23 protein-coding genes and 1 riboswitch are annotated in these 23,459 nt (G+C 64.7%); of the genes, 16 read left to right on the top strand and 7 right to left on the bottom strand.

The genetic code is table 11. The features are described from left to right. The first annotated feature begins 55 nt into the window (after positions 1-55). Positions 56-1,654 (top strand): cytochrome c oxidase subunit I, encoded by a 1,599-nt coding sequence (gene ctaD, locus KYK29_RS05695; protein ID WP_254689863.1) that lies wholly within the window; start codon positions 56-58, stop codon positions 1,652-1,654. Positions 1,655-1,773: 119 nt separating this feature from the next. Next, positions 1,774-2,286, top strand: a complete 513-nt coding sequence (locus tag KYK29_RS05690; RefSeq protein WP_254689862.1) for a thioredoxin domain-containing protein — start codon at positions 1,774-1,776, stop codon at positions 2,284-2,286. 47 nt (positions 2,287-2,333) lie between these two features. Here the strand turns inward: KYK29_RS05690 and KYK29_RS05685 are convergent, their stop codons facing one another. Continuing rightward, entirely contained in the window at positions 2,334-2,615 is a 282-nt protein-coding gene (locus tag KYK29_RS05685; protein ID WP_254689861.1) for a chaperone modulator CbpM, read from the bottom strand. Positions 2,616-2,617: 2 nt separating this feature from the next. Further along, a complete protein-coding gene (locus tag KYK29_RS05680) occupies positions 2,618-3,523 on the bottom strand; it encodes a DnaJ C-terminal domain-containing protein (RefSeq protein ID WP_254689860.1) in 906 nt (301 codons plus the stop codon). A gap of 167 nt (positions 3,524-3,690) precedes the next feature. Next, positions 3,691-3,928: riboswitch (cobalamin riboswitch) on the top strand. 183 nt (positions 3,929-4,111) lie between these two features. Between KYK29_RS05680 and KYK29_RS05675 the strand changes: the two genes are divergently transcribed. From KYK29_RS05675 to KYK29_RS05660, 4 genes are read left to right on the top strand one after another with little or no spacing between them, the layout of a single operon-like run. Further along, a complete protein-coding gene (locus KYK29_RS05675; protein ID WP_254690090.1) occupies positions 4,112-5,116 on the top strand; it encodes an ABC transporter substrate-binding protein in 1,005 nt (334 codons plus the stop codon). Then, positions 5,113-6,141 carry a FecCD family ABC transporter permease gene (locus KYK29_RS05670; protein WP_254689859.1) on the top strand — a complete coding sequence of 343 codons (1,029 nt, stop codon included), beginning with the start codon at positions 5,113-5,115 and terminating at the stop codon, positions 6,139-6,141. The genes KYK29_RS05675 and KYK29_RS05670 overlap by 4 nt, the downstream gene beginning before the upstream one ends. After that, entirely contained in the window at positions 6,138-6,938 is an 801-nt protein-coding gene (locus KYK29_RS05665) for an ABC transporter ATP-binding protein (RefSeq protein WP_254689858.1), read from the top strand. Before KYK29_RS05670 ends, KYK29_RS05665 begins: the two co-directional genes overlap by 4 nt. Continuing rightward, positions 6,935-7,399 carry a pseudoazurin gene (locus KYK29_RS05660; protein ID WP_254689857.1) on the top strand — a complete coding sequence of 155 codons (465 nt, stop codon included), beginning with the start codon at positions 6,935-6,937 and terminating at the stop codon, positions 7,397-7,399. Before KYK29_RS05665 ends, KYK29_RS05660 begins: the two co-directional genes overlap by 4 nt. A gap of 76 nt (positions 7,400-7,475) precedes the next feature. Here the strand turns inward: KYK29_RS05660 and KYK29_RS05655 are convergent, their stop codons facing one another. Next, positions 7,476-8,798 carry an aspartate aminotransferase family protein gene (locus KYK29_RS05655; protein WP_254689856.1) on the bottom strand — a complete coding sequence of 441 codons (1,323 nt, stop codon included), beginning with the start codon at positions 8,796-8,798 and terminating at the stop codon, positions 7,476-7,478. Between the two features lie 3 nt (positions 8,799-8,801). Beyond that, the gene (locus tag KYK29_RS05650) at positions 8,802-9,851 is read right to left on the bottom strand and encodes a phosphotransferase (RefSeq protein WP_254689855.1); all 1,050 of its coding nucleotides are present in this window, start codon (positions 9,849-9,851) and stop codon (positions 8,802-8,804) included. 159 nt (positions 9,852-10,010) lie between these two features. Here KYK29_RS05650 and KYK29_RS05645 point away from each other — a divergent pair, with 159 nt between their 5' ends. The 7 genes from KYK29_RS05645 (at position 10,011) to KYK29_RS05615 (ending at position 16,422) form a co-directional block, all read left to right on the top strand. Then, positions 10,011-10,691 (top strand): GntR family transcriptional regulator, encoded by a 681-nt coding sequence (locus KYK29_RS05645; protein ID WP_254689854.1) that lies wholly within the window; start codon positions 10,011-10,013, stop codon positions 10,689-10,691. A 90-nt stretch (positions 10,692-10,781) separates the two neighbouring features. After that, positions 10,782-11,522 (top strand): SDR family NAD(P)-dependent oxidoreductase, encoded by a 741-nt coding sequence (locus KYK29_RS05640; RefSeq protein WP_254689853.1) that lies wholly within the window; start codon positions 10,782-10,784, stop codon positions 11,520-11,522. Between the two features lie 228 nt (positions 11,523-11,750). Beyond that, positions 11,751-12,800, top strand: a complete 1,050-nt coding sequence (locus tag KYK29_RS05635; RefSeq protein ID WP_254689852.1) for an ABC transporter substrate-binding protein — start codon at positions 11,751-11,753, stop codon at positions 12,798-12,800. A gap of 120 nt (positions 12,801-12,920) precedes the next feature. Next, complete coding sequence (locus KYK29_RS05630) at positions 12,921-13,988, top strand: ABC transporter ATP-binding protein (protein WP_254689851.1); 1,068 nt, start codon at positions 12,921-12,923, stop codon at positions 13,986-13,988. Then, complete coding sequence (locus KYK29_RS05625; protein WP_254689850.1) at positions 13,985-15,163, top strand: ABC transporter permease; 1,179 nt, start codon at positions 13,985-13,987, stop codon at positions 15,161-15,163. The genes KYK29_RS05630 and KYK29_RS05625 overlap by 4 nt, the downstream gene beginning before the upstream one ends. Before the next feature lie 6 nt (positions 15,164-15,169). Beyond that, a complete protein-coding gene (locus KYK29_RS05620) occupies positions 15,170-15,949 on the top strand; it encodes an ABC transporter permease (RefSeq protein ID WP_437437232.1) in 780 nt (259 codons plus the stop codon). A 221-nt stretch (positions 15,950-16,170) separates the two neighbouring features. Next, a complete protein-coding gene (locus KYK29_RS05615; RefSeq protein ID WP_254689848.1) occupies positions 16,171-16,422 on the top strand; it encodes a DUF2934 domain-containing protein in 252 nt (83 codons plus the stop codon). Between the two features lie 19 nt (positions 16,423-16,441). Here the strand turns inward: KYK29_RS05615 and glgX are convergent, their stop codons facing one another. Then, entirely contained in the window at positions 16,442-18,526 is a 2,085-nt protein-coding gene (glgX, locus tag KYK29_RS05610; RefSeq protein WP_254689847.1) for a glycogen debranching protein GlgX, read from the bottom strand. A 276-nt stretch (positions 18,527-18,802) separates the two neighbouring features. Between glgX and KYK29_RS05605 the strand changes: the two genes are divergently transcribed. After that, positions 18,803-19,303 carry a YciE/YciF ferroxidase family protein gene (locus tag KYK29_RS05605; RefSeq protein WP_254689846.1) on the top strand — a complete coding sequence of 167 codons (501 nt, stop codon included), beginning with the start codon at positions 18,803-18,805 and terminating at the stop codon, positions 19,301-19,303. Positions 19,304-19,366: 63 nt separating this feature from the next. Here KYK29_RS05605 and KYK29_RS05600 read toward each other — a convergent pair whose 3' ends face one another. Continuing rightward, entirely contained in the window at positions 19,367-19,810 is a 444-nt protein-coding gene (locus KYK29_RS05600) for a pseudoazurin (protein ID WP_254689845.1), read from the bottom strand. A gap of 268 nt (positions 19,811-20,078) precedes the next feature. Here KYK29_RS05600 and KYK29_RS05595 point away from each other — a divergent pair, with 268 nt between their 5' ends. After that, complete coding sequence (locus KYK29_RS05595; RefSeq protein ID WP_254689844.1) at positions 20,079-21,230, top strand: HPP family protein; 1,152 nt, start codon at positions 20,079-20,081, stop codon at positions 21,228-21,230. 85 nt (positions 21,231-21,315) lie between these two features. After that, on the top strand, positions 21,316-22,671 hold the full coding sequence (gdhA, locus tag KYK29_RS05590; RefSeq protein WP_254689843.1) for an NADP-specific glutamate dehydrogenase: 1,356 nt from the start codon (positions 21,316-21,318) through the stop codon (positions 22,669-22,671). Between the two features lie 126 nt (positions 22,672-22,797). On the opposite strand, the gene KYK29_RS05585 is transcribed toward gdhA, so the two are convergent. After that, positions 22,798-23,265 (bottom strand): RrF2 family transcriptional regulator, encoded by a 468-nt coding sequence (locus KYK29_RS05585; RefSeq protein ID WP_254689842.1) that lies wholly within the window; start codon positions 23,263-23,265, stop codon positions 22,798-22,800. Positions 23,266-23,459: the final 194 nt, after the last annotated feature.

Here is a 23,459-nt window from a genome sequence, read left to right as displayed (position 1 = left end):
CCGGACGCTTTCGCCCCCGGCCCCGCCGTCCTGCCGCAAGGGAAAGGCGCAAGCGATGTCGCAAGACACAGTCATCGAAGCGGATCACCGGCCGGGCTTCGTCGCCCGCTGGCTGCTTTCCACCAATCACAAGGATATCGGCACCCTCTATCTGATGCTGTCCATGCTCTCGGGTATCCTCGGCACGGGCCTTTCGGTGGCGCTGCGCATGGAGTTGCAGGAACCGGGCCTGCAATTCTTCTCCGATCCCGGGGTCTATAACGTCGTCGTCAGCGCGCATGGGCTGGTGATGATTTTCTTCGTCATCATGCCGGCGCTGATCGGCGGCTTCGGCAACTGGTTCATCCCGATCATGATCGGCGCGCCGGACATGGCCTTCCCGCGCCTCAACAACATCTCCTTCTGGCTGCTGGTGGCCTCGCTTTTGCTTTTCGTGGTGTCGCTGTTCGTGCCCGGTGCGGCGGCGGTCAACGGCCACGGCGGCGGCTGGACGCTCTATCCGCCCTATTCGTCGGCGGAAGGCCAGCCCGGCCCGGCCGTCGATTTCGTCATCCTGGCGATCCATCTGTCGGGTGCCTCGTCGATCCTCGGGGCGATCAACTTCATCACCACGATCTTCAACATGCGCGCGCCCGGCATGACCATGCACAAGATGCCGCTGTTTGCCTGGTCGCTGCTGGTCACCGCCTTCATGCTGCTGATCTCGCTGCCGGTTCTGGCCGGGGCCATCACCATGCTTCTGACCGACCGCAACTTCGGCACCACCTTCTTCCAGCCGGCGGGCGGTGGCGATCCGATCCTCTACCAGCATCTGTTCTGGTTCTTCGGCCATCCGGAAGTCTATATCATGATCCTGCCGGCCTTCGGCATCGTCAGCCATGTGATCTCGACCTTCGCGCGAAAGCCGATCTTCGGCTATCTCGGCATGGCCTACGCCATGGTGGCGATCTCGGCCATCGGCTTCGTCGTCTGGGCGCATCACATGTTCACGGTCGGCCTGTCGCTGGATTCGCAGCGTTATTTCGCCTTCGCCTCGATGGTCATCGCAGTTCCGACGGGCATCAAGGTGTTCTCGTGGATCGCGACGATGTGGGGCGGCTCGATCCGCTTCACCACGCCGATGCTCTGGGCGACGGGCTTCGTGCTGCTCTTCACCATCGGCGGCGTCACCGGCGTCGTTCTCGCCAATCCCGGCATCGACCGGGTCCTGCACGACACCTATTATGTCGTCGCGCACTTCCATTATGTCCTGTCGCTCGGCGCCGCCTTCGCCATCTTCGCGGCCTGGTACTACTGGTTCCCGAAGATGAGCGGCTACATGATGAGCGAGACGCTGGGCAAGCTGCACTTCTGGCTGACCTTCATCGGGGTCAACCTGGTCTTCTTCCCGCAGCACTTCCTCGGGCTTGCCGGCATGCCGCGCCGCTATGCCGACTATCCGGACGCCTTTGCCGGCTGGAATCTGGTTTCTTCCGTCGGGTCCTATATCTCGGCCGCCGGTCTTGCCGTCTTCTTCGTCGCGGTGATCGAGGCCTTCGTCCGCAAGCGCAAGGCGGCGGACAATCCCTGGGGAGAAGGGGCCACGACGCTGGAATGGACGCTGCCGTCGCCGGTGCCGTTCCACCAGTTCGAAACCCTGCCGCTGATCCGCTGAGAGAGGGGCTGAAAATCCGCACCGGGTGCGGTTGGCCCGCTGCGGTTGATGGTGCAGGATGATCGTAACGCACCGGCCGGTAAAAGCACCGGGGTCATGGGCAGCGAAAGGGAAGCAGCATGGAGCGGCCCGGCCATCTCGAGGCCCCGGAACTGGCGGTCAGCGAATGGTTCAACACGCCGGCTCCCCTCACTTTGAAGGGGTTGCGGGGGCGGGTGGTCTTCCTGCACAGTTTCCAGCTTCTGTGTCCCGGCTGCGTGTCGCACGCCATCCCGCAGGTTCTGCGCGTCGAGCGCGCCTTCGCCGCCACGGATCTCCAGATCGTCGGACTTCACACCGTCTTCGAGCATCATCGGGCGATGACGCCGGTCACGCTCAGGGCATTCCTCCACGAATACCGGCTGACCTCGCCGGTCGGCGTCGATCTGGCCGATGGCCAATCCGATAGCCCCGTCACCATGCGGCGATACGGTTTTCGCGGCACGCCGTCCTCGGCGATTATCGGGCGGGACGGAATGCTTCTGCATGAGGCCTTCGGGGTCGAAGAGGATCTGGTGCTCGGCGCGCGCCTCGCCATGGCCCTTGCCACGCAGGCCCCGCGATCCTCCGCGCCGGAGGCTGCCGGCGGGTAAGGATAAGCAGATGTCCTCTTTGCGGCCGGAAACGCTCCGACGCCGCGTCAGGGGGACGGTTTCTGCAATTCCTGGCGCAGTTGCGCGAGCACCTGACGCATCCCGTGAAGCTGGTCCATGAGATGCAGGATGACGTCGACGCCGGCGTCATTCGCGCCGAGTTCCGACTGCAATTCACGGATCAGGCGGACGCGCGCCAGATCCATGTCGGTGAAGCGCCTGCCGTCCGGCTCGGGTTGCGGAACAAGCCATTCCCGGGTGATCCAGAACTCCAGCACCTGAACCTGCAAACCGGCGGACTTGAGAAATTCCCGTTCGTTCATCGTCATGGTCAGCCATCCTTGCGCGGGTTGAACGCCTTGCCCTTTTCCCAGGTGGAGACGAACGCTTCCAGTTCGGGGTCCGGCGGGCTCGGCAGAACGACCTTCAGCCTGACGAACTGGTCGCCGAAGCCGCCGTTGCGGCGGGGTGCGCCCTTGCCCTTGAGGCGCAGCGTCGTGCCGCTATTCGAGCCTTTCGGCACGGTCATCGTGACGGCCCCCACCGGCGTTGGAACCCGCACGCGCCCGCCGAGCACGGCCTCGTTGAGGGAGACCGGCAGCTCCAGTGTCAGATCGTCCCCGTCCTGCGCGAAGCGGGGATCGGGCAGCACCTCGATCTCGATCAGCGCGTCCCCGGCGCCGCCTTTCCCGCCCCTGCCGCCGGGGGCGCCCTTGCCCTTGAGGCGCAGGGTCTGCCCGCTGACCATGCCGGCCGGGATCTTCACATCCAGCGTACCGCCGTCCGGCAGGGTGATGCGCTTGCTCGCCCCGGCGATCGATTCGGCCAGGCTGATCGCCAGGCGGTAGCGCATGTCCTGGCCGCGACGGTTCGCATGCGCCTGCTGGCTGCGCCGCAGCAGGTCCGCGATGATGTCGTCCGTCTCCATGAAATCCGCAAAGCCGGAGGGGTCGTTGTAGACGTGACCGGTGTCCGCCCCGGCATAGTCCCGGTAGAAGTGCTGGCGCGGCCGTTCCGCTCCGGCCGCATCGATGTCGCCGGCGTCGAATTTGCGGCGCTTGTCCTCGTCGCCGAGCAGGTCGTAGGCGGCGGACACGTCCTTGAACTTGTCCTCGGCGGTCTTGTCGCCGGGGTTGAGATCGGGATGCAGCTTCTTGGCGAGCTTGCGATAGGCGCTCTGGATCTCGGCCTGGGACGCAGCGGGCGACACGCCGAGCACATCATAGGGGTTTTTCACGTCAAACTCCGGACAATACTGGGTCTGCCGACAATATGGGAAGCAACCCGGCGTCCGGCAACCGGCCGTCTTTCCTCCCCGGTTTCCGTCTCGCCCGCCGCCGGCCGGAAACCGGGGAGGAAAGACGGCAGGCCGCCGGGGGGCCTTGACGCCGCACCGCTTCCATACGTAGAGCTTGAGATGACGGTTCCGGGCGATAGAGATCGCCGGGATTAAAAGGGAACACGGTGAGAGCGACCCGAATGGGACCGAACCCGTGGCTGCCCCCGCAACTGTAAGCGGATGCCGATCATCCTCGTGGCGCTTTCGGGCGTCATGCCACTGTGCGGGCGCGCCCGCATGGGAAGGCAGATGAGAAGCTTCCTATCCGCGAGCCAGGAGACCTGCCGTCAAGCGAAACGCACCATTGCGAGCGGGGAAGCTCGGAAAGGATGACCATGACGCCGATCCCCTGCTGATTCGCCCGAAAGCCGGATTTTCCGCCGCATTCCGCGCTGCGGTTCTTCCGATATCCCGGTCTTTGCGCGTGACGTGCCTTTGCCCGCCGCCGTGCCACGCTCTGTCTTCCGAAAGGATCCCGCCTTGTCCATCCGTGCCCTTCTTGCCGCCACCTTTCTCGCCCTCGGCGCCGGCCATGCTTTCGCCGACCAGACCGAATATCCGCTGACACTGAAGAATTGCGGCCAGGACGTGACCTTCGCCGAGGCGCCCAAGCGTGTCGTCGCCGTCGGACAGAGTTCCACGGAGATACTCTATCTGCTCGGACTTGCCGAGAAGGTGGTCGGTACGGCGCTGTGGATCGGTCCCGTTCTGCCGGGATATGAGGCGGTCAACGAGAACGTGCCCCGCCTTGCCGACAACGATCCGAGCTTCGAGAGCGTGGTGGCGACCCGGCCCGACATGGTGGCGACCCAGTTCCAGTGGCAGATCGGCCCGGAAGGCGTGGTCGCCACCCCGGAGCAGTTCCTGGAACTCGGCATTCCGGTCTATACGTCGCCCGCCGATTGCGTGGGCAAGGACAATTCCGGGGGCGGCGACGGCCTGCGGACGGCGAAATTCTCGACCGACCTGATCTATCAGGAGATCGACGATCTCGCCCGCATCTTCAACGTCAAGGCGCAGGGCGATGCGCTCATCGCCGATCTCAAGGCGCGCGAGGAGGCCGCCCGCCGGAAGATCGCCGGCCTCAAGGGCGATGTCTCGGCGGTCTTCTGGTTCTCCAGCGCCGAACTCGACATCGATCCCTATGTCGCCGGACAGAGCGGCGCGCCGGGCTATATCATGTCCACGCTCGGCTTGCGCAACGTTATCGAGAGCGAGGAAGAATGGCCGACCGTCGGCTGGGAAACGATCGCCCGTGCCGATCCGACCGTTATCGTGGCCGGCAAGATGGACCGTCGCCGTTTTCCGGCCGATGATATCGCCGTGAAGCTGGAGTTCCTCGACAGCGATCCGGTGACAGGCCTGATGCCGGCGGTGACGCAGAAGCGGATCGTGGTCATGGATGCACAGGCGATGAATCCGACGATCAGGACGATCGACGGCATCGAGGTGCTGGCCGATGCGCTGGCATCCTCCGGCCTGGCGAAGTGAGGTTTTCGCCTGCGTTGCTGCGGGTCGTCGCCGGCGGCGTGACAGCGCTGGCGGTGCTGTTCGTCGCGCTGGCGTCCGGTGCGGCGATCGGCGAGACCGCGATCCCGCTCGCCACGGTTGTCAAGACCGTGGCGAACCGGCTGTGGGATGCCGGCCATGACCTCGATCCCATCGACGCGGGCATCGTCTGGAACTATCGCATCGCCCGGGCGCTGGTGGCGGCCGCCTGCGGTGCGTCGCTTGCGGTTTGCGGGGTGGTGCTGCAATCGCTGCTGCGCAACGCGCTTGCCGATCCCTATATCCTCGGCATATCCGCCGGGGCGTCGAGCGGCGCCGTCGCGGTGGCGATCCTCGGTTTCGGCGGCGGCTTTTTCTCGCTGTCGGCAGGCGCGTTCGCAGGCGCGCTGGTCGCCTTCGGTCTGGTGGCGCTGCTGGCCTTGCGATCCGGGCGCGGCCCTGTCGCCATCATCCTTGCGGGGATTGCCGGGTCGCAACTGTTCAATGCGCTCACGTCCTTCGTCGTGACGAAATCGGCGACCGCCGATCAGGCGCGCGGCATCATGTTCTGGCTGCTGGGCAACCTTTCCGGCGTGCGCTGGCCGGATGTCTTTCTGGCGCTGCCGGTGGCGCTCGGGGGGCTTGCGATCTGCTGGCTCTATGCGCGCTCGCTCGACGCCTTCGCCTTCGGCCCGCAATCGGCGGCTTCGCTCGGCGTGCCCGTTCGTCGCGTCTATGCGACGATGATCGCGGTCACCGCGCTCATGACCGCCACCATGGTGAGCATCGTCGGCTCGATCGGCTTCGTCGGTCTCGTCGTTCCGCATGCCGCCCGGTTGATCGTCGGCGTTCGTCACGGCGTGCTGCTGCCGGCAGCGGCGCTCGCAGGTGCGGCTTTCATGATCGGCGCGGATATCCTGTCGCGCACCGTCATCCCCGGCCAGGTCCTGCCGATCGGTGTGATGACGGCGCTTGTCGGGGCGCCCGCTTTCGCGCTGATCCTCATCCGAAGGCCGGTGACGCGATGAAACTGGCAGCGCGCAATCTTGGCTGGAAGGCCGGCCGCCGGACGATCGTCGACGATGTCTCGCTGGAGATCATGCCCGGTGAATTTCTCGGTATCGTCGGCCCGAATGGTTCCGGCAAGACGAGCCTGCTGTCGATGATCGCCGGCCTGCGCCGGCCCGTCACAGGCAGCGTGCTTCTGGAGGGCCGCGATATCGCGCGGCTGCCACGGCGCGATGTCGCCCGGAAGGTCGCCTTCGTCGAGCAGCAGGCGGAGACCGGCGAAAGGCTCAATGTGCGCCAGGCGGTGGAGCTTGGGCGGACGCCGCATCTGAGCGCGCTTTCCCCGTGGTCGGCCGAGGACGAAGCCATTATCGATCGCGCATTGGACGATGTCGACATGCGGGCCTTCGCCGACCGGCCGTGGCAGACCCTTTCGGGCGGCGAGCGCCAGCGGATCCATATCGCGCGGGCGCTGGCGCAGGAGCCGCGCCTGCTGATCCTCGACGAACCCACCAACCATCTCGATATCGAGCATCAGGTCGGCATTCTCGATCTCGTGCGCTCCCGCAACCTTACTGTCGTCGCCGCCCTGCACGACCTCAACCATGCCGCGCTGTTTTGCGACCGCGTCGCGGTTCTTCATGAGGGACGGCTGGCCGCGCTTGGCCGCCCGCCCGAAATCCTGACCGACCATCTGCTCGCCGACATCTTCCGGGTCGACGCCCGGGTGGAGATCGAGGCGGACGGGTCCTGTTTCATCCGCTATGCGCGGCCGTCGACGACGGCGCGCCGTTTTACTATCCGGGAGCCGGCATGATGGTCTTGAGATCGTTTTTCATCGCATCCTTTTTCCTCCTTTCCACCATGTTTCCGGCAATCGCCGGGACGATCGAAGTGAGGATGCTCAATCGCGGCGAGCACGGCAGCATGGTGTTCGAGCCGGACTTCGTGACGCTGCGGCCGGGCGATACGCTGCGGTTCAAGGTCGGCAGCCGCAGCCATAACGCGGCTTCCATTCCGGAGATGACGCCGGATGGCGCCGAAAGCTTCAAGGGGAAGATCGACGAGGAGATCGAGGTCACCTTCGATCAGCCGGGCTTCTACGGGATCAAGTGCTCGCCGCATTTCGGGATGGGAATGGTCATGGTGGTGCGTGTCGGCGACGCGGCCCTGCCGGACGATTTTCTCGAAGCGGACATGCCGCCGCGTGCGCACAAGCGCTTTGTGGAGATCCTGGAGCGGGCGGATCTGCACCAGGCCGTTTCCGCCTCCGAATAGGTCCGCCGTGTCGCCCGCGCAATCGCTGACGAGATGGCGCGGGCGTCCCTTGCGATAGCGCATGAGGAAGGGCCGGTCAGCCTTTTCCCCGGGTCAATACGTCATCGAGCGCGGTAACGAGCGTGTCGACGTTCTCGCGGGAAAAGACGAGGGGCGGGCGGATCTTCAGGACGTTGGCGAACGGGCCGGAGGCGCTGATCAGCACCCGGCGCTCGCGCAGCCCGTTGACGATGCGGGCAGTGAGGGCTGCGTCCGGACGCTTTTCCCCGCGGTCGGCGACGATCTCGACGCCGACGAACAGGCCCGAACCGCGAATGTCGCCGATGGCGGGATGGCGGTCGGCAAGCGTCCGCAGGCTGTCCATCATGTGGTTTCCGACGGCAAGCGCGTTCTCGCGCAGGCCCTCCTCGCGGATCGCATCGAGCACGGCCTTTCCGGCCGCCGCGGCGACGGGATTGCCGCCGAAGGTGTTGAAGTAGCGCGTCTTCGCGCCGAATTCCGCGATGATTTCCGGCTGCACGACGATGCCGGCCATCGGATAGCCGTTGCCCATCGGCTTGCCGATCGTCACCATGTCGGGGGACACGCCGTGGCGCTCGAAGCCCCACATCGTCTCGCCCGTTCGGCCGAAACCGGGTTGCACCTCATCGGCGACGAACAGGCCGCCGGCTTCGTGGATGGCATCGACGGCCGGTTGCAGGAAGCCTTTGGGGCCGGCGAAGATGCCGTCGCTGGAGAAGATCGTGTCGACGATCAGCATGGCGGGCTTGATGCCGTGCCGTTTCAGGTCGGCGATCGCCCGACGCACGTCACGGCCGAATTTCTCCATCATCTCACTGGCGGGAAAGCGGTAGCTGTCCGGGGCTGCGACGGTTCGCACATGCGCCCCGAGCGGCACGGCCTCGCCGAGGGAGGGCGAGAATTCCGCAACCGCGCCGGTTACCCCATGGTAGGCGAGACGGGTGGAGATGATGCCGGTGCCGCCCGTCACATGCCGCGCGATGCGCAGCGCCAGATCGTTGGCCTCGCTGCCGGTGCAGGTGAACATCGCCTGGCTGAGCGGGGCCGGGAACGTCGACGTCAGCGCTTCCGCATAGTCGACGATGCCTTCGTGAAGGTAACGGGTGTGGGTATTGAGCACCGCCGTCTGCCCGGTGATCGCCGCCACCACGCGAGGGTGGCAATGGCCGAGCGAGGCGACATTGTTGTAGGCGTCGAGATAGCGCTCGCCGGCGGCGTCGTAGAGCCAGACGCCTTCGCCGCGCACGAGATGCAGCGGCTTTTCGTAAAAGAGCCGGTAGGCGGGGCCGAGCACCTTCTCGCGGCGCGCGATCAGCGCCTTTTCCGTGGCGTCGAGCTGTTCGAAATCCTCATTCGTGAATGCGTTCACCATCGACATGGTTCAAGCCTCTGCGGGGTTGTGCGCGAGCTGTTGCAGCCCGGCGGGAGTAAGGTCGGCAATATGTTGCAAGCCGGTCCAGGCGGCGACGTGATTGCGCATGATATAGCTGCGGTTCCCGGGGAAACGGGCGGAGCGCCATTCCGCGATGATCACCGACATGGCGAGCCGGGCGCGGGTGAGCAACGGCAGAAGCTCCAGTTCGAGCGGCAGCAGAGCCCGCCCGGCGAGAAAGCCTTCGAGAAAGCCGCCGGCCCGCGCGGCCCAGTCGGGCGTCGCCAGATGGTAGGAAAGCCCGACCGCGACATCGTTGACGAGCGGTGCATGAACCATGTCGCCGAAGTCGATGATGCCGACCACCTCCGTCGTCGCTTGCGGCGACATGAGGATATTGTGCGGGTTGAAATCGTTATGGATGATCTGCCGGCGTTCCAGAGCGCCGATCAGCGGCAGTGCCCGGGCGTATTCCTCCAGCACGGCTTCCACCCGTCCGCGCCGCCCGGGGGCGACATATTCGAGGAAGGCGGCAAGATCGAGCGTGTGCGAGATGTCCCACATCAGCTTGCCCGAAGGGGGACGCCCGGCATAGCCCGCAAGACCCAGCCCCAGCGCCGCGAGCGCGCCGCCGATATTGCGGCTTTGCGCCGGGTCGGCCGGGGTGCGATATTGCATCTCGCCTTCCAGGAACGTGAGGAGGCGCATGATGCGCGGTCCGTCCATCGTGTCCAACGTCCGGCTTGTGGCGCCATCGAGCGTGCGCACGAGCCGGGGTACGGGAACGGCGGGGGCCGCCTGCTCCAGATGCAGCAGCGCGCCGTCCTGAAAATCGAGTGCGGCCGGATCTTCCGCCGGATTGGCGATTTTCAGGGTGAAGGCGCTGCCGTTCGCGGCGGAAAGCAGGAAAGTCTCGTCGCGCTCGCTGGACAGGCGATTCAGTTCGCCCGCAAGGCCGTAAAACTTCGCGACGGCGGCCAGGGCGTCATCCAGTGTCGTTTCGCTCCAGGATGCGGACATTGCGTCCGCTGTCTTCCGGGTGGCGGTATCCTCGCTCATTCCTGCTCCGTCTTCCCGGATCGGCCCGCTCGCGCGGTGTCCTCCCGGCCGATTTCCCTTTCAGGCGCCATGCGATGCCATTTGCCGCCGGCTTTACTTGAAAGCGCGCAAAAAAAGATGCATCAAGTATGTTGTTAGCCGATTTTTTGAGCCCGTTCCATGCCTGAATTTCCCACTCTGGATCATGAAAGCCTCAGCAGCGCCGTTTATGGGGCGCTGTGCGACGCACTCATGCAGGGACGTTTCCAGCCGCACGACCGATTGAAGATCCGCGAACTCGCGGAGCAGTTCGGCACCAGCGTCACGCCGATCCGCGACGCCATCCTGAAGCTTGCCAATGACGAAGCGATCATCTTCCGTTCGCCGCGCGACATCCGCATTCCGGCGATGAGCGAGAGCCGCTACCGGGAAATCCGCGCCATCCGCGTGCGGCTGGAGGGGCTGGCGGCCGAGACGGCCGCCCAGGAGGCGACGCGGGCGGATATCGAGGCTCTGGAGACCATTCTCCGGGAAAACGAGGCCGCAATCGCCGCTGGAGACCGGCTGAAGGGCACGGAACTCAATCAGGCTTTCCATTTCATGCTGCCGAAGATTGCCGGTCTGCCGGTGCTCAACAACATCCTGCGCCGGCTCTGGCTGCAAATGGGCCCGCTTATCGCCGACTCCTATCTCGGGGGCGGCCGGGCGATGATCGATCATCATTATCCGGTGGTCGAGGCGCTGAAGCGGCACGATCCGGCGGCGGCCTCGATGGCGATCGTCGATGACATCCTGCTCGGCGGCAAGCCGATCCTGGAAAAGGTGGAGCGTAGCCGGGAACCAAGGTCCGCCCGGGGGTGACTGCGACAATCTTCGACGCCGGCTTTTGAAGCGGCTTGCATTTCAGCTTCGGATAATTACGATGTATCAAGCATCGGACGAGAGGCTCGCATGACAGAAGAACGCCGTTACATGCTGCTGACGGGCGCGAGTCGGGGGATCGGCCATGCGACCGTCAAGCACTTCCAGGCGAAAGGCTGGCGTATCCTCACGGTGTCGCGCCAGCCGTTTTCGGAGGAATGCGCCTGGCCGTCGGCGCGCGAAAGCCATATCCAGGCCAATCTTTCCGATCTTGCGCAGATCGACCGTCTCGCCGCGACGGTGCGCGAGCGCCTGCCGCACGGCCGGCTCCATGCGCTGGTCAACAATGCCGGCATTTCGCCCAAGGGGCCGGACCGGGAGCGGCTCGGGGTGGGCGCGACCACCGCCGACGTCTGGACGCAGGTTCTGAACGTCAATCTCATCTCCACGGCGCTGATCGCGCGGGCGCTCCTGCCGGAACTCAAGGCGGCGAAGGGCTCGATCGTCAATGTCACCTCGATTGCCGGCTCGCGCGTGCATCCTTTCGCGGGCGTCGCCTATGCCGCCTCCAAGGCGGGGCTTTCGGCGCTGACGCGGGAGATGGCGCATGAGTTCGGAAAACACGGGGTGAGGGCCAACGCCATCGCGCCGGGCGAGATCCAGACCTCCATCCTGTCTCCCGGAACAGACGAACTGGTGGCGGCGGAAGTCCCGATGGGCCGGTTGGGCGAGCCGCGTGAAGTCGCCGAGACCATTCATTTCCTGTGCACGGAACAGTCATCCTACATCAACGGGGCGGAAATCCACATCAACGGCGGCCAGCATGTCTGAACCGCGCAAGCGGCAAGACCCGGAATTTGAAAAATCCCGTTGACCGGACGTTTTTATGATGCATCATTCCAGTCAAGGCCGTCCCGCAAGAATGGGCGACCAGCCAGCCGGAAGCAAGGTCTTCCGTTCCAAGGCGATGGAGTGAGCGACCGCTGGAGGAGCGGTCGCAAATGGATCGGGCCGGCATGAAAGCCGGCCTGCAAAATATCTCTAAAGGGGGGAATGCCTATGCAGAAATCGTTGAAATCGGGCCTGCTGGCCACCGCCGTCGTGGCGCTCGCGGCGGGGCTTGCGGTCCCGTCGCTTGCGCGCGACCTGACCGTCGTCTCCTGGGGCGGCAGCTATCAGGATGCGCAACGCAAGATCTATTTCGAACCCTATCTCGCCAAGTCCGGCAAGCCGTTGCTCGACGAAGCCTGGGACGGCGGCATCGGCGTTCTACAGGCCAAGGTGAAGGCCGGCGCGCCCAACTGGGACGTCGTCCAGGTCGAGGCGGAGGAACTGGCGCTCGGCTGTGCGGACGGTCTTTTCGAGAAGATCGACTGGGACAAGCTCGACAAGGACAGGTTCATGCCTTCCGCCGTCAGCGAATGCGGCGTCGGCACCATCGTCTGGTCGACGGCCATCGCCTATGACGGTGACAAGATGGAGGAAGGTCCGGCTTCATGGGCGGACTTCTGGAATATCGAAAAGTTCCCGGGCAAGCGTTCCCTGCGCAAGGGCCCGAAATATACGCTTGAATTCGCGCTGATGGCCGACGGGGTCTCGACGGACGAGGTCTATGACGTCCTGGCCAGTGACGACGGTGTCGAGCGCGCCTTCAAGAAACTCGATGAACTGAAGCCGAATATCGTCTGGTGGGAATCCGGCGCCCAGCCGTTGCAGTTCCTTGCTTCCGGCGAAGTCGCCATGGCCTCGGCCTACAATGGACGCATCACCGGCATCAACCGCAGCGAGGGGCGCAACCTCAAGGTCGTCTGGCCGGGCAGCATCTACGCGGTCGATAGCTGGGTGATCCTGAAGGATGCCGAAAACAAGGAGGCCGGCGCGGACTTCATCGCTTTCGCAAGCCAGCCGGAGCATCAGGCGAAGCTGCCGGAATATGTGGCTTACGGCCTGCCGGTCAAGGAAGCGGCGGCGATGGTTCCGCCGGAGTTGGCCAAGGATCTGCCGACCGATCCCGCCAACCTGCCGGAGGCGATATCGCTGGATACGGATTTCTGGATCGATAACACCGAGGCGCTGACGCAACGCTTCAACGCCTGGCTCGCCCAGTAAACCGAGATGCCGGCGACGGACGAGGCTTTCTCGTTCGTCCGCCGGCATCCTCTTCCGCCGTGAAGGCAGGAGCGGGGCCCTTGCGACCTTTCCGCCGGCCTGTCAACGAAGGAGCTTTGCGTGGCAGAGTTCATCCGGTTCGACCGCATCACGAAATTTTTCGGCGCGCTCTGCGTGGTGGAAAACCTCGATCTTTCCATCGCAAAAGGGGAATTCGTCAGCCTGCTCGGGCCGTCCGGATCCGGCAAGACGACATTGCTGATGATGCTCGCCGGCTTCGAGAGCCCGACGTCCGGCGCGATCCTCGTCGACGGCAGCGCGGTCAACGACGTGCCGACACACAGGCGCGACATGGGGGTGGTGTTCCAGAGCTATGCGCTGTTTCCCCATATGACCGTCGGCGAGAATATCGCCTTTCCCTTGCAGATGCGCGGCGTCGCCAGGGCGGACACCGCCGAGCGGGTCCGCCGTGCTCTCGATATGGTTCAGCTTTCGGCGCTGGCCGACCGGCGGCCCTCCCAGCTCTCCGGCGGCCAGCAGCAGCGTGTGGCGCTTGCCCGTGCGCTGGTGTTCGAGCCGCGCGTCGTGCTGATGGACGAGCCCCTCGGCGCCCTCGACAAGCAGTTGCGTGAGCAGATGCAACTCGATATCCGCGACCTGCATCGCCGTCTCGGCCTGACCATCGTCTTCGTCACGCACGACCAGTCGGAAGCGCTCACCATGTCCGACCGGGTCGCGGTCTTCAACAAGGGCAGGATCGAGCAGATCGGCACGCCCCGGCAGGTCTATGACGAGCCGGGGACCCGCTTCGTCGCCGAATTCATCGGCGAGACCAACCTGGTGGAAGGTGTCGTGGAAGCAGTGGAGGGGCAGGAAGCCACGGTGCGGCTGGCGTCCGGCCTGCGCATCGTCTCGGCGGTGACGGGCGACCTTGCGCCCGGCGGCCCTGTCCATCTCTCCATCAGGCCGGAGCGCATCCAGCTTGCCGAGACGCCGGCGGAGCAGCGCAATTGTCTCGAAACGGAGGTCGCCGATTCCGTCTATCAGGGCGATCATCTACGCGTGCAATTGCAGAACGCCGTCCATCCGCTGGTCGCCAAGCTGGACCGGCGCTCACGCGAATTTCCCCCGGGCACGAAGGTCTATGCGGCCTTCTCCTCGGGCGATTGCCGGATCATCCGTCCATGAGCGGCTCCCCGACGCGAACCGGACGGTCGCTGCTGCTGCTGGCGCCGCTCTTCGCCTTCCTCGTCGCCTTCTTCGTCTGGCCGCTCTTCAGCATGGTGTCGCAATCGGTTTCCGATACCGCGGTGCTGCGTCTTCTGCCGCACAGCGCCGATGTGCTGGCGGCATGGGATCGCCTGTCGCCGCCCAGCCCGGCGATGCAGGCCGCGCTGATGGAGGATCTGAGGGCCGTCGACGACGCACAGGCGCTCGGCGACATGGTGCGCCGCCTCAACAGCGCCCAGTCCGGCTTCCGCACGCTGATGTCGAAGACCACCACCGCACTTGCCGATACGGACGATCCGCCGGCGGACCTCGTCTCCATCGACAAGCGCTGGCAAAAACCGGAATTCTGGCTCGCCATCGCCAACGCCCTGTCGCCGCTCACCGATCGCAACCTTCTTGCGGCGGTCGATCTCGGGCGCGATGCCCAGGGCGCAATCGAGCATCTTCCGCCCGACGAGTCGGTCAACCGGGTCATTCTGGTGCGGACCTTCTGGATCTCGGCGCTGGTGACCCTGGCCTGCATCTGCATCGGCTATCCCTATGCGATGATCGCAGCCTCGCTTGGCGGCTGGAAGCGCGATCTGATGCTGGCGGCGGTGCTGCTGCCGTTGTGGACGTCGCTTCTGGTGCGCACGGCCGCCTGGTTCATCCTGCTTCAGGAGCAGGGACTCATCAACGATCTCCTGCAATGGCTGCGGCTGACGGACGGGCCGGTGCCGCTCATCTTCAACCGCACCGGCGTCATCATCGCCATGACCCATGTGCTGCTGCCCTTCATGGTGTTGCCGATCTACAGCACGCTGATCACCATTCCGGGGAACCTGATGCCGGCCGCGGCATCGCTTGGCGCCCACCCGTTCAGGGCCTTCCTGCGCGTGCTGCTGCCGCTCAGCCTGAGGGGCGTCGCCTCCGGCAGCCTGCTCGTCTTCATCTCGGCCATCGGCTACTATATCACGCCGGCGCTGATCGGCGGGCCGGGTGACCAGATGATCAGCTCGATCATCGCCTTCTACGCCATCGGCTCGGCGAACTGGGGGATGGCCGGTGCGCTCGGTGTCGTGCTGCTCGTCGCCACGCTCCTTCTCTACAGCGTCTACGCGCGGCTTTCCGCCGAAGAGCCGGGAAGGAGCTAAGCGATGGTGCTGAGGCTTTCCAAACTGGTTTTCGCGTTGCTGGCGATCCTGTTCCTGGTGGTGCCGCTGATCGCCATCCTGCCGCTTGCCTTCACGTCGAGCGTGATCCTCACTTATCCGATGCCTTCCTGGTCGATGCGCTGGTTCACGGAGCTTTTCACCGCCGACGCCTGGCGGCGGGCGATCATCAACAGCCTGATCATCGGATCGGGGGCGACGATCCTCGCCACCGTTCTGGGGACCGCCGCCGCGCTCGGGCTGCGCAACCGGCTGCTGCGCTTTCGCGGCTTCTTTCGAACGATGTTTCTCCTGCCGATGGTCGTGCCGGCCGTGGTGCTCGGCGTCGGCATGCAGGTTCTGCTCGCTCGCGTCGGCCTGATCAACAGCTATGCCGGGGTCATCGTCGCCCATACGGTCGTCGCCGTGCCTTTCGTGGTGGTGAGCGTGAGCGGCGCGCTGGCCGGTATCGATCGCCGGGTGGAGCTTGCCGCGCAAAGCCTTGGAGCCCCTCCGGTCACGGTCTTCCGCCGTGTGACGCTGCCGCTCGCGCTGCCGGGCGTATTGTCCGGCGCGGTGCTTGCTTTCGCCACGTCGCTCGACGAGGTGGTGCTGACGCTCTTCGTCGCCGGACCCAACCAGCGAACGCTGGCGCGGCAGATGTTCTCCAGCATCCGGGAAAACATCAGCCCGGCCATCGCTGCCGCGGCCTTTCTGTTCATCACGGTGACACTACTCGCCGGTTTCGCGGTCATCCTGTTCCGCTCGGTGCTGGCCAGGCGGCGATGACCTGCGAGTGACTTTTCGGGAACCGATCGGGCCTTCCCGCGTTTTCCTCGACAAGCGCAAGGAGACCGCGAAGGGAGCCGGCCGACGTATCGGCGTAGTCTGTTCGGCGGTCGGCGCCGATCTTCCGTATCCGCGATAGACGAGAAGAAGACCCGTGAAACGGATGCGGGATTCCCACGGCCGGCCGTCGGTCGCCATCGGGATTTCGAAGGGACAGGATCATGACGGTCGAGCGTGAAGCATGGATCAGCAGGCGCGCCTATGGCCTCTGGGAAGCCGCCGGCCGGAGGCATGGCTTCGACCGGGAGCATTGGCAGCGCGCCGAACGCGAGTGGGCGGAGCTGGAACGGGTCGCCCTTCCGGGGCGGCCGGAAGGAGACCGGTCACCGGCGGAGGCCGACGCCGCCACACGGGCCGTCGTCGACGCCCTGCGCGGCCGGGCGCGGCGGGACGGACCTTTCCGATCCGCCTGACGATCGCTAAGGACGCGGATCAATCGGCGGGTGCGAAAACGGCGATGCTCGCCGCAAAGACGGTCGCCGGGTTTTCTGCGGGATGGGCGAGGAAAGCCCCTGTTTGCGCGCCGGTGTCCAGAACGCGTGTCCAGCTGCCGACGCCGTTGACCGCCGGAAGCGTGAAGCCGCAGTCGCCGCCGGCGTTGAAGGCGAGGAAAAGCCGGTCTCCAGCGCCGCCATTTTCGGGCTTGTGCAGGAAAAGGCCGACTGCGCGCAGGGCGTCATCCGCCCAGGCGGCGTCTTCCATCGGCGTGCCGTCGGGCCTGAACCAGCCGATGTCGACGGTGCCGTCCTCGCCCGGCTCGCCGGTGAGGAACCGCTCCTGACGGACGGCCGGATGGGTTTTGCGGAAGGCCACGGCCTCCTGGCAGAAGGCGAGAAACGGATCGTCGAGGCCGGTCCAGTCGGTCCAGCCGATTTCGTTATCCTGGCAATAGGTGTTGTTGTTGCCGTCCTGGCTGTTGCCGAGTTCGTCGCCGCCGAGGATCATCGGGACGCCCTGGCTCAAGAGCAGCGTCGCCATCATGTTGCGACGTCGCCGCGCCCGTGCGGAAAGGATGCCGTCCTCGTCGGTGCGCCCCTCGACGCCCATATTGTCGGAATGGTTGTCCGAATGGCCGTCACGATTTTCCTCGCCGTTCTTCTCGTTGTGCTTGTCGCTGTAGGAGACGGTGTCCATGAGGGTGAAGCCGTCATGGGCGCTGAGCAGGTTGACGGAGGAGGTCGCGCCACGGTCGGAGTGATTGAACTGACGCGCTGATCCCGCCAGCCGCTCGGCAAGAGCGGGCAGGAGGCCGCCGTCGCCCTTCCAGAAGCGGCGTATGTCGTCGCGGTATTTGTCGTTCCATTCCCGGAAGGGATAGGGGAAGCCGCCGACCTGATAGCCGCCGTCGCCGACATCCCAGGGTTCGGCGATCAGCTTGACGCCGGACAGGATCGGATCCTGCCGGATCGCATCGAAGAAGGTGCCCTCGCGGTCGAATTCGATATGGCGGGTGCGGCCGAGCGTGCTGGCAAGGTCGAAGCGGAAGCCGTCCACATGCATGACCCCGACCCAGTAACGCAGGCTGTCGAGAACCATGCGCAACACCATCGGATGCGCGATATTGAGCGTATTGCCGGTGCCCGTCGTGTCGTAGGCATGGCGCGGGTCTTCCGGCGACAGGCGATAGTAGCTGAGGTTGTCGAGCCCGCGGAAGCTGAGCGTCGGCCCCTGTTCGGAGCCTTCCGCCGTGTGATTGTACACCACGTCCATGATCACCTCGATGCCGGCGGCATGGAAGCGCTTCACCAGGGTCTTAAACTCGGTGATGCCATTGCCTGACAGGTAGCGCGGCTGCGGTGCGAAGAAGCCGAGGGACTGGTATCCCCAGTAATTGCGCAGGTTCTTCTCGATCAGATAACGGTCGTCGGGAAAATACTGGACGGGCAGCAACTCGACGGCGGAGATGCCGAGACTGGTGAGATGCTCGAGGATCGGGTCGCTCGCCATGCCGAGGAATGTCCCGCGCAATTCTTCCGGAACGCCGGGGTGGCACATCGTCATGCCGCGTACATGGGCCTCGTAAATGATTGTTTCCGTCCATGGCCGACGGATCGCGGCATCGCCCGACCAGTCGAAATCCGGGTCCTGCACCACGCCCTTCACCGTGAAGGGGGCGCTGTCGCGCTCATCGAAGGAAAGGTCGGCCGCCTCGTCGCCGATGCGATAGCCGTAAAGCGCGTCGTTCCACGAAAGTTCGCCGGCGACCTGCTTGGCATAGGGATCGAGCAGCAGCTTGTTGGGATTGAACCGATGCCCCTTTTCCGGCTCGTAAGGTCCATGGGCGCGATAGCCGTAGAGCGTGCCCGGTTCAAGGCCCGCGATATAGCCGGACCAGATGTCGCCCTCCCGCTTGGGCAGGGGCAACCGGGCTGTCTCCTCCTTGCCGTCGTTGCTGAAAAGGCAAAGGTCGACCTGTTCGGCATGGGCGGAAAAGACGGCGAAATGCGTCCCTTCGCCGGTGAATTCCGCCCCGAGTTCCGGCTTGAGGAAATCGAGTTCCGTGAAGGAATAGCCCATGAAATGCCCCCTTGTGCGGCCCCTTATGCGGCCCCTTGTGCGGCGATGACGCCAGTCCCCGATGCCATGGACCCCGCCGTTTTTCGAAGATCGTCCGGCATGGGGATCGCTTGCGGAACGCGGGGATCGGACAAATGGTTCCGGCGTGCCGGGTCCGCAGCCCGCGGCCGCGATTTTTTCGCCATCGCTGCCGTGTCCCGGAACATCCGGCTTTGATGAGGGTTTGGATTCGTCCGGTAACGAGGCCGGATTTCGCAAGGAATGGAGAACGAGGACATGACCGAGAAATCGCTCAACGATCTATTCTACGACACGCTGAAAGACATTTATTTTGCCGAGCGGCAGGTGGTGAAGGCGCTTCCGAAGATGGCGCGGGCCGCGCAGTCGGCGGACCTGAAAAAGGCCTTCGAGAAGCACAGGGACGAAACCGAGGGGCAGATCGAGCGCTTGCAGCAGGTTTTCGAGCTGATCGGCAAGCGCGCCCAGGGCAAGACCTGTGAGGCGATCCAGGGTATTCTGGCGGAAGGCGAGGAAATCATGGATGAATTCAAGGGTACGAAGGCCCTTGATGCCGGGCTCATCTCCTCCGCGCAGGCGGTGGAGCATTATGAGATCGCCCGCTACGGCACCCTGAAGGCCTGGGCCGAGCGATTGGGCCATGCCGAAGCCGCCAAGCTGCTCGATGAGACGCTGAAGCAGGAAGCCGGCACAGACGAGGCCTTGACGAAACTTGCCGAGGGCGCGGTTAACGCGGCGGCGCAGAAGAAAGCCGCCTGACGGCCAATGGAACGGCGGCGGTGCGGCCGCTGCCGCCGTTTTCGACAGGTTCCTTCGGGAACGTTACTGGATGGCGGCGATCGCCGCGTCCATACGCTCGCGGGCCTTTTTCGGCATCTTCGTGGTTTTGATGGCATCGAGGTTGGTCGGCGCATCGCCAACGACGACCAGCCCTACCATGCCCATGCCGAAATGCGGCGTGCATTTGATGGCGTAGGCGCCCTCGACGTCGAATGTCGCCTTGAAGGTCTCGTTCATCTTGCTCTTGAAGGGCGTGGCGCCCTCGGGGATCAGGTTCTTGATGGTCTCGACGTCATGGCCCTTGTCGGTCGGGATGAACGTCACGGTGTCGCCGGGAGCCACCTGGAGGAAGGCGGGCTCGAACACCATCGCGCCGGCCTCTCCCTTGTTGAGCATATGCACTTCGTATTCCGCGGCGAAGGCCGGGGCGGTCATGACCGTGAAAAGGGCTGCCGCGCCGATGATTTTTGCCAGAACGCCATGCATTGTCATTCTCCTTTTTCCATCGGTCCCGCAATGGACCGAATACAGCAGACATAAATCCGCAGGCGGTTCATCCTCTTTGATAAAGATCAAAAAAGCTATCATGCCGGGCGCGGCAATCGCGCGCACCCTTTCCATGCGGGCGCTGCGGAAAAAATTTGGGCAGTCTTGCCCGTAATGAGGGGAACCGGCAGCCATCGCGCTCTTGCATTGCGCAAGTAATGCGCACATAAGGCCCCCTCATCGTATTTTTCCCGGTTTTGTCGTCTGAATGGCAGCATCCTCCCAATCTCCGGATGGTCAACACGCGCGCGGCCTGAAGAAATTCAGGCTTTTTTCTCCGATTCTGGCAGGGGCGACCTTCAAGGAGCGGCTGATCGGGTGCATCGGGGCATTGGCGGGCATCAGCGTCACCGGCCTTGTCTGCGGATTTCTGCTCGGCAACGATCCCTATCTGCCGCTCATCGTCGCGCCGATGGGTGCCTCGGCGGTCCTGCTTTTTGCGGTGCCGGCGAGCCCGCTTGCCCAGCCCTGGTCGATCGTCGGCGGCAATACGATCTCGGCGCTGGTCGGCGTCAGCGTGGCGTGGCTGGTCGCCGAGCCGGCGCTCGCCATCGGTCTTGCCGTTTCGCTGGCGATCCTCGCCATGTCGCTGACCCGTTCGCTTCATCCGCCCGGCGGCGCCTCGGCTTTGACGGCGGTGATCGGCGGCGTCGCGGTGGCGCGGGCCGGCTTCTGGTTTCCGATCGTGCCGGTGGCCGTAAATTCCGTGCTGCTTGTGCTGATCGGCATGTTGTTTCACCGGCTTTCGGGCCGGCAGTATCCGCATCGGCCGGTTCCGGCGCCCGTCAATCCGCACAAGACCGCCGATCCGCCGCCGGCCATGCGGGCGGGATTTCTCCCGCAGGATATCGATACGGCGCTGATGCGGCTCAATGAGACGCTCGACATCAGCCGCGACGACATTCATGCGCTGTTGCGCGAAGTCGAGATGCAGGCGCTCCTGCGCCAGAAGGGCGAACTTCTCTGCTCCGACATCATGTCGCGCGATGTGGTGACGGCGCGGCTGGATACGACGCCGCAAGAGGCGCGGGCGCTGCTTCTGGAGCACGATATCCGCATGCTGCCGGTTCTCGATGACGAGGAGCGGCTGATCGGGACGGTCGGCCTGCGTGAACTCGCGCTGGGAAGGGATCCCGACCGGCTACCGCTGTCGCCGGCTGCGACGGCGCAGCCCGGCGACCCGGCGATCGGCCTCCTGCCGCGGCTGACCGATGGACGGACCCACGCGATGGTGGTGCTCGACGGCGACGACAGGGTCGTGGGCATCATTTCGCAGACCGATCTGCTCGGGACGCTCGCCCGGTCGCTGGCGCAAATGCGTGGCGGCAATCACATGCTCGGCAGCGGGCAAGGCATTTAACGGAATGGCCGCCGCCCGGCCATCCAGGCATTTTGCAGCGCCCGGTCGCCCTGTGCTGCACCCACAAGACGAAAGGAGTCTTTCCATGGCATCAATCGACGAAAAGCTGGAACCCATCTTCATGAAGGTTCTCCAGCGAAATCCGGCCGAACCGGAGTTCCACCAGGCGGTGCGTGAGGTTCTGGAAAGCCTTGGTCTCGTCGTCTCCAAACATGCGGACTATCTGACCGATGCGCTGATCGAGCGCATTTGCGAGCCGGAACGGCAGATCATCTTCCGCGTTCCGTGGATCGACGATCAGGGGCAGGTGCATATCAACCGCGGCTTCCGGGTGCAGTTCAACTCGGCGCTCGGCCCCTACAAGGGCGGCTTGCGTTTCCATCCGTCCGTCAACCTCGGCATCATCAAATTCCTCGGTTTCGAGCAGATCTTCAAGAATGCGCTGACCGGCCTGCCGATCGGCGGCGGCAAGGGCGGCTCCGACTTCGACCCGAAGGGCCGTTCGGAAGGCGAGATCATGCGTTTCTGCCAGTCCTTCATGACGGAACTGCACCGCCATCTCGGTGAATATACCGACGTTCCGGCCGGTGATATCGGCGTCAGCGGGCGGGAGATCGGATGGATGTTCGGCCAGTACAAGCGCCTGACCAACCGTTTCGAGGCGGGCGTGTTCACCGGAAAGGGGCTGAGCTACGGCGGCTCGCTGGTCCGGCGCGAGGCGACCGGCTACGGGGTGGTCTATTTCACCAAGGCGATGCTGGAAACCAAGGGTATGGGTTTCGAAGGCCGCCGCGTCACGGTTTCCGGTTCGGGCAACGTCGCCATCTATGCGATGGAAAAGGCCATCCAGTCCGGAGCCAAGGTCATCGCCTGCTCCGACAGCAGCGGCTATATCCACGACGAGGACGGCATCGACCTCGATCTCGTCAAACAGCTCAAGGAAGTCCGCCGCCAGCGCATTTCCGAATATGTCCGTGTCAAGAACAAGGGCACGCATTTCATCCCGTCGGGCAAGGGTTCCATCTGGGACGTCCCCTGCGACGTCGCCCTGCCGTGCGCCACGCAGAACGAGCTTTCGGCCAAGGATGCAGGCAAGCTGATCAAGAACGGCACGATCGCCGTGGCCGAAGGCGCGAACATGCCGAGCACGCCGGAAGCCGTTCGGGCCTTCATCGACGCCGGCGTCCTGTTCGGCCCCGGCAAGGCGGCCAACGCCGGCGGCGTGGCGACGTCCGCGCTCGAGATGCAGCAGAATGCGAGCCGCGACAGCTGGACCTTCGAGCAGACCCGCGAGCGCCTGGCCCACATCATGCAGAGCATCCACGACCGCTGCGCCACGACGGCAGACGAATATGGCTCGCACGGCAACTACGTGCTCGGGGCCAATATCGCCGGCTTCATTCAGGTGGCCGAGGCGATGCGCGCCCAGGGCGTCATCTGAGCCAGGCAGGCAGGACGCAGGAGCCCGGCGGATATCGGCTTGCCGGGCTCTTTTCTATGGATGCGGTCTGTTCGTGATTATCCCGCCGCGCGGAGATCGACCCGGCCGCGTCCGTGGCGACGGCGGTCAGCCGAAGCGCTTGGCCGGCTCGTCTTCCTCGTCGATCAGCGCGTTCGCGCCCGGCGCGGCGACGAACTGCTCCAGCGTCATCGTGTCGAGGATGGCGGCGATGGCGTCGCGAACGTCGCTCATCGCCCGGCGGACCTGGCAGCTTTCGGGATCGGCGCAATCCTCGCAGGCCTCATAGGCCGTGCGGCTGGCGCAGCGGATGGGGGCGAGCGGCCCGTCCAGCACCCGGATGGCGCGGCCGATGCGGATTTCCGAAGCCGGATGCGACAGCGCATAGCCGCCGCCCGGCCCCTTCTTGGAGCGCAGCATGCCGGCATTGCGCAGGTCGAGCAGGATCGCGTCGAGAAACTTCTTGGGAATATTGTTGCGCAGCGCGATCTCGCTTACGAATGCGGTTTCGCCTGGCTCCAGCTGCGCCAGATCCACCAGCGCTTTCAGCCCGTATTTCCCCTTCTTGGTGAGCATGTCATTTCGCTTTCATCCGCCCGCAGGCGATAGCCCAGTTGTGGCCGGGAGTGCTTCCCGCGCCTAACGCATTCCGCCCGTTCGGGGATATCGTCCTGCATGCTCCCCGGGAAGGGAGGATTCCGGTTCGGCCCAGGCATCAAAGCGCTGAAATCATATAAAAATACTATAATTTACTTGTCAGTTGCTTCGCA

The sequence above is a fragment of the Shinella daejeonensis genome (assembly GCF_024281235.1).
GTDB lineage: Bacteria > Pseudomonadota > Alphaproteobacteria > Rhizobiales > Rhizobiaceae > Shinella > Shinella daejeonensis.
The sequence above is the reverse complement of the archived record's forward strand: the minus strand, read 5'-3'. Positions and strand labels throughout refer to the sequence as shown.

What these genes read in the sequence shown, in the direction of transcription:
- KYK29_RS05605 (WP_254689846.1), top strand. Translation starts at nt 18,803, where the DNA reads ATGACCGAGAAATCGCTCAACGATCTATTCTACGACACGCTGAAAGAC.
- KYK29_RS05655 (WP_254689856.1), bottom strand. Translation starts at nt 8,798, where the DNA reads ATGTCGATGGTGAACGCATTCACGAATGAGGATTTCGAACAGCTCGAC.
- KYK29_RS05625 (WP_254689850.1), top strand. Translation starts at nt 13,985, where the DNA reads ATGAGCGGCTCCCCGACGCGAACCGGACGGTCGCTGCTGCTGCTGGCG.
- KYK29_RS05685 (WP_254689861.1), bottom strand. Translation starts at nt 2,615, where the DNA reads ATGACGATGAACGAACGGGAATTTCTCAAGTCCGCCGGTTTGCAGGTT.
- KYK29_RS05690 (WP_254689862.1), top strand. Translation starts at nt 1,774, where the DNA reads ATGGAGCGGCCCGGCCATCTCGAGGCCCCGGAACTGGCGGTCAGCGAA.
- KYK29_RS05645 (WP_254689854.1), top strand. Translation starts at nt 10,011, where the DNA reads ATGCCTGAATTTCCCACTCTGGATCATGAAAGCCTCAGCAGCGCCGTT.
- KYK29_RS05615 (WP_254689848.1), top strand. Translation starts at nt 16,171, where the DNA reads ATGACGGTCGAGCGTGAAGCATGGATCAGCAGGCGCGCCTATGGCCTC.
- gdhA (WP_254689843.1), top strand. Translation starts at nt 21,316, where the DNA reads ATGGCATCAATCGACGAAAAGCTGGAACCCATCTTCATGAAGGTTCTC.
- KYK29_RS05660 (WP_254689857.1), top strand. Translation starts at nt 6,935, where the DNA reads ATGATGGTCTTGAGATCGTTTTTCATCGCATCCTTTTTCCTCCTTTCC.
- KYK29_RS05665 (WP_254689858.1), top strand. Translation starts at nt 6,138, where the DNA reads ATGAAACTGGCAGCGCGCAATCTTGGCTGGAAGGCCGGCCGCCGGACG.
- ctaD (WP_254689863.1), top strand. Translation starts at nt 56, where the DNA reads ATGTCGCAAGACACAGTCATCGAAGCGGATCACCGGCCGGGCTTCGTC.
- KYK29_RS05650 (WP_254689855.1), bottom strand. Translation starts at nt 9,851, where the DNA reads ATGAGCGAGGATACCGCCACCCGGAAGACAGCGGACGCAATGTCCGCA.
- KYK29_RS05585 (WP_254689842.1), bottom strand. Translation starts at nt 23,265, where the DNA reads ATGCTCACCAAGAAGGGGAAATACGGGCTGAAAGCGCTGGTGGATCTG.
- KYK29_RS05595 (WP_254689844.1), top strand. Translation starts at nt 20,079, where the DNA reads ATGGCAGCATCCTCCCAATCTCCGGATGGTCAACACGCGCGCGGCCTG.
- KYK29_RS05600 (WP_254689845.1), bottom strand. Translation starts at nt 19,810, where the DNA reads ATGCATGGCGTTCTGGCAAAAATCATCGGCGCGGCAGCCCTTTTCACG.
- glgX (WP_254689847.1), bottom strand. Translation starts at nt 18,526, where the DNA reads ATGGGCTATTCCTTCACGGAACTCGATTTCCTCAAGCCGGAACTCGGG.
- KYK29_RS05640 (WP_254689853.1), top strand. Translation starts at nt 10,782, where the DNA reads ATGACAGAAGAACGCCGTTACATGCTGCTGACGGGCGCGAGTCGGGGG.
- KYK29_RS05635 (WP_254689852.1), top strand. Translation starts at nt 11,751, where the DNA reads ATGCAGAAATCGTTGAAATCGGGCCTGCTGGCCACCGCCGTCGTGGCG.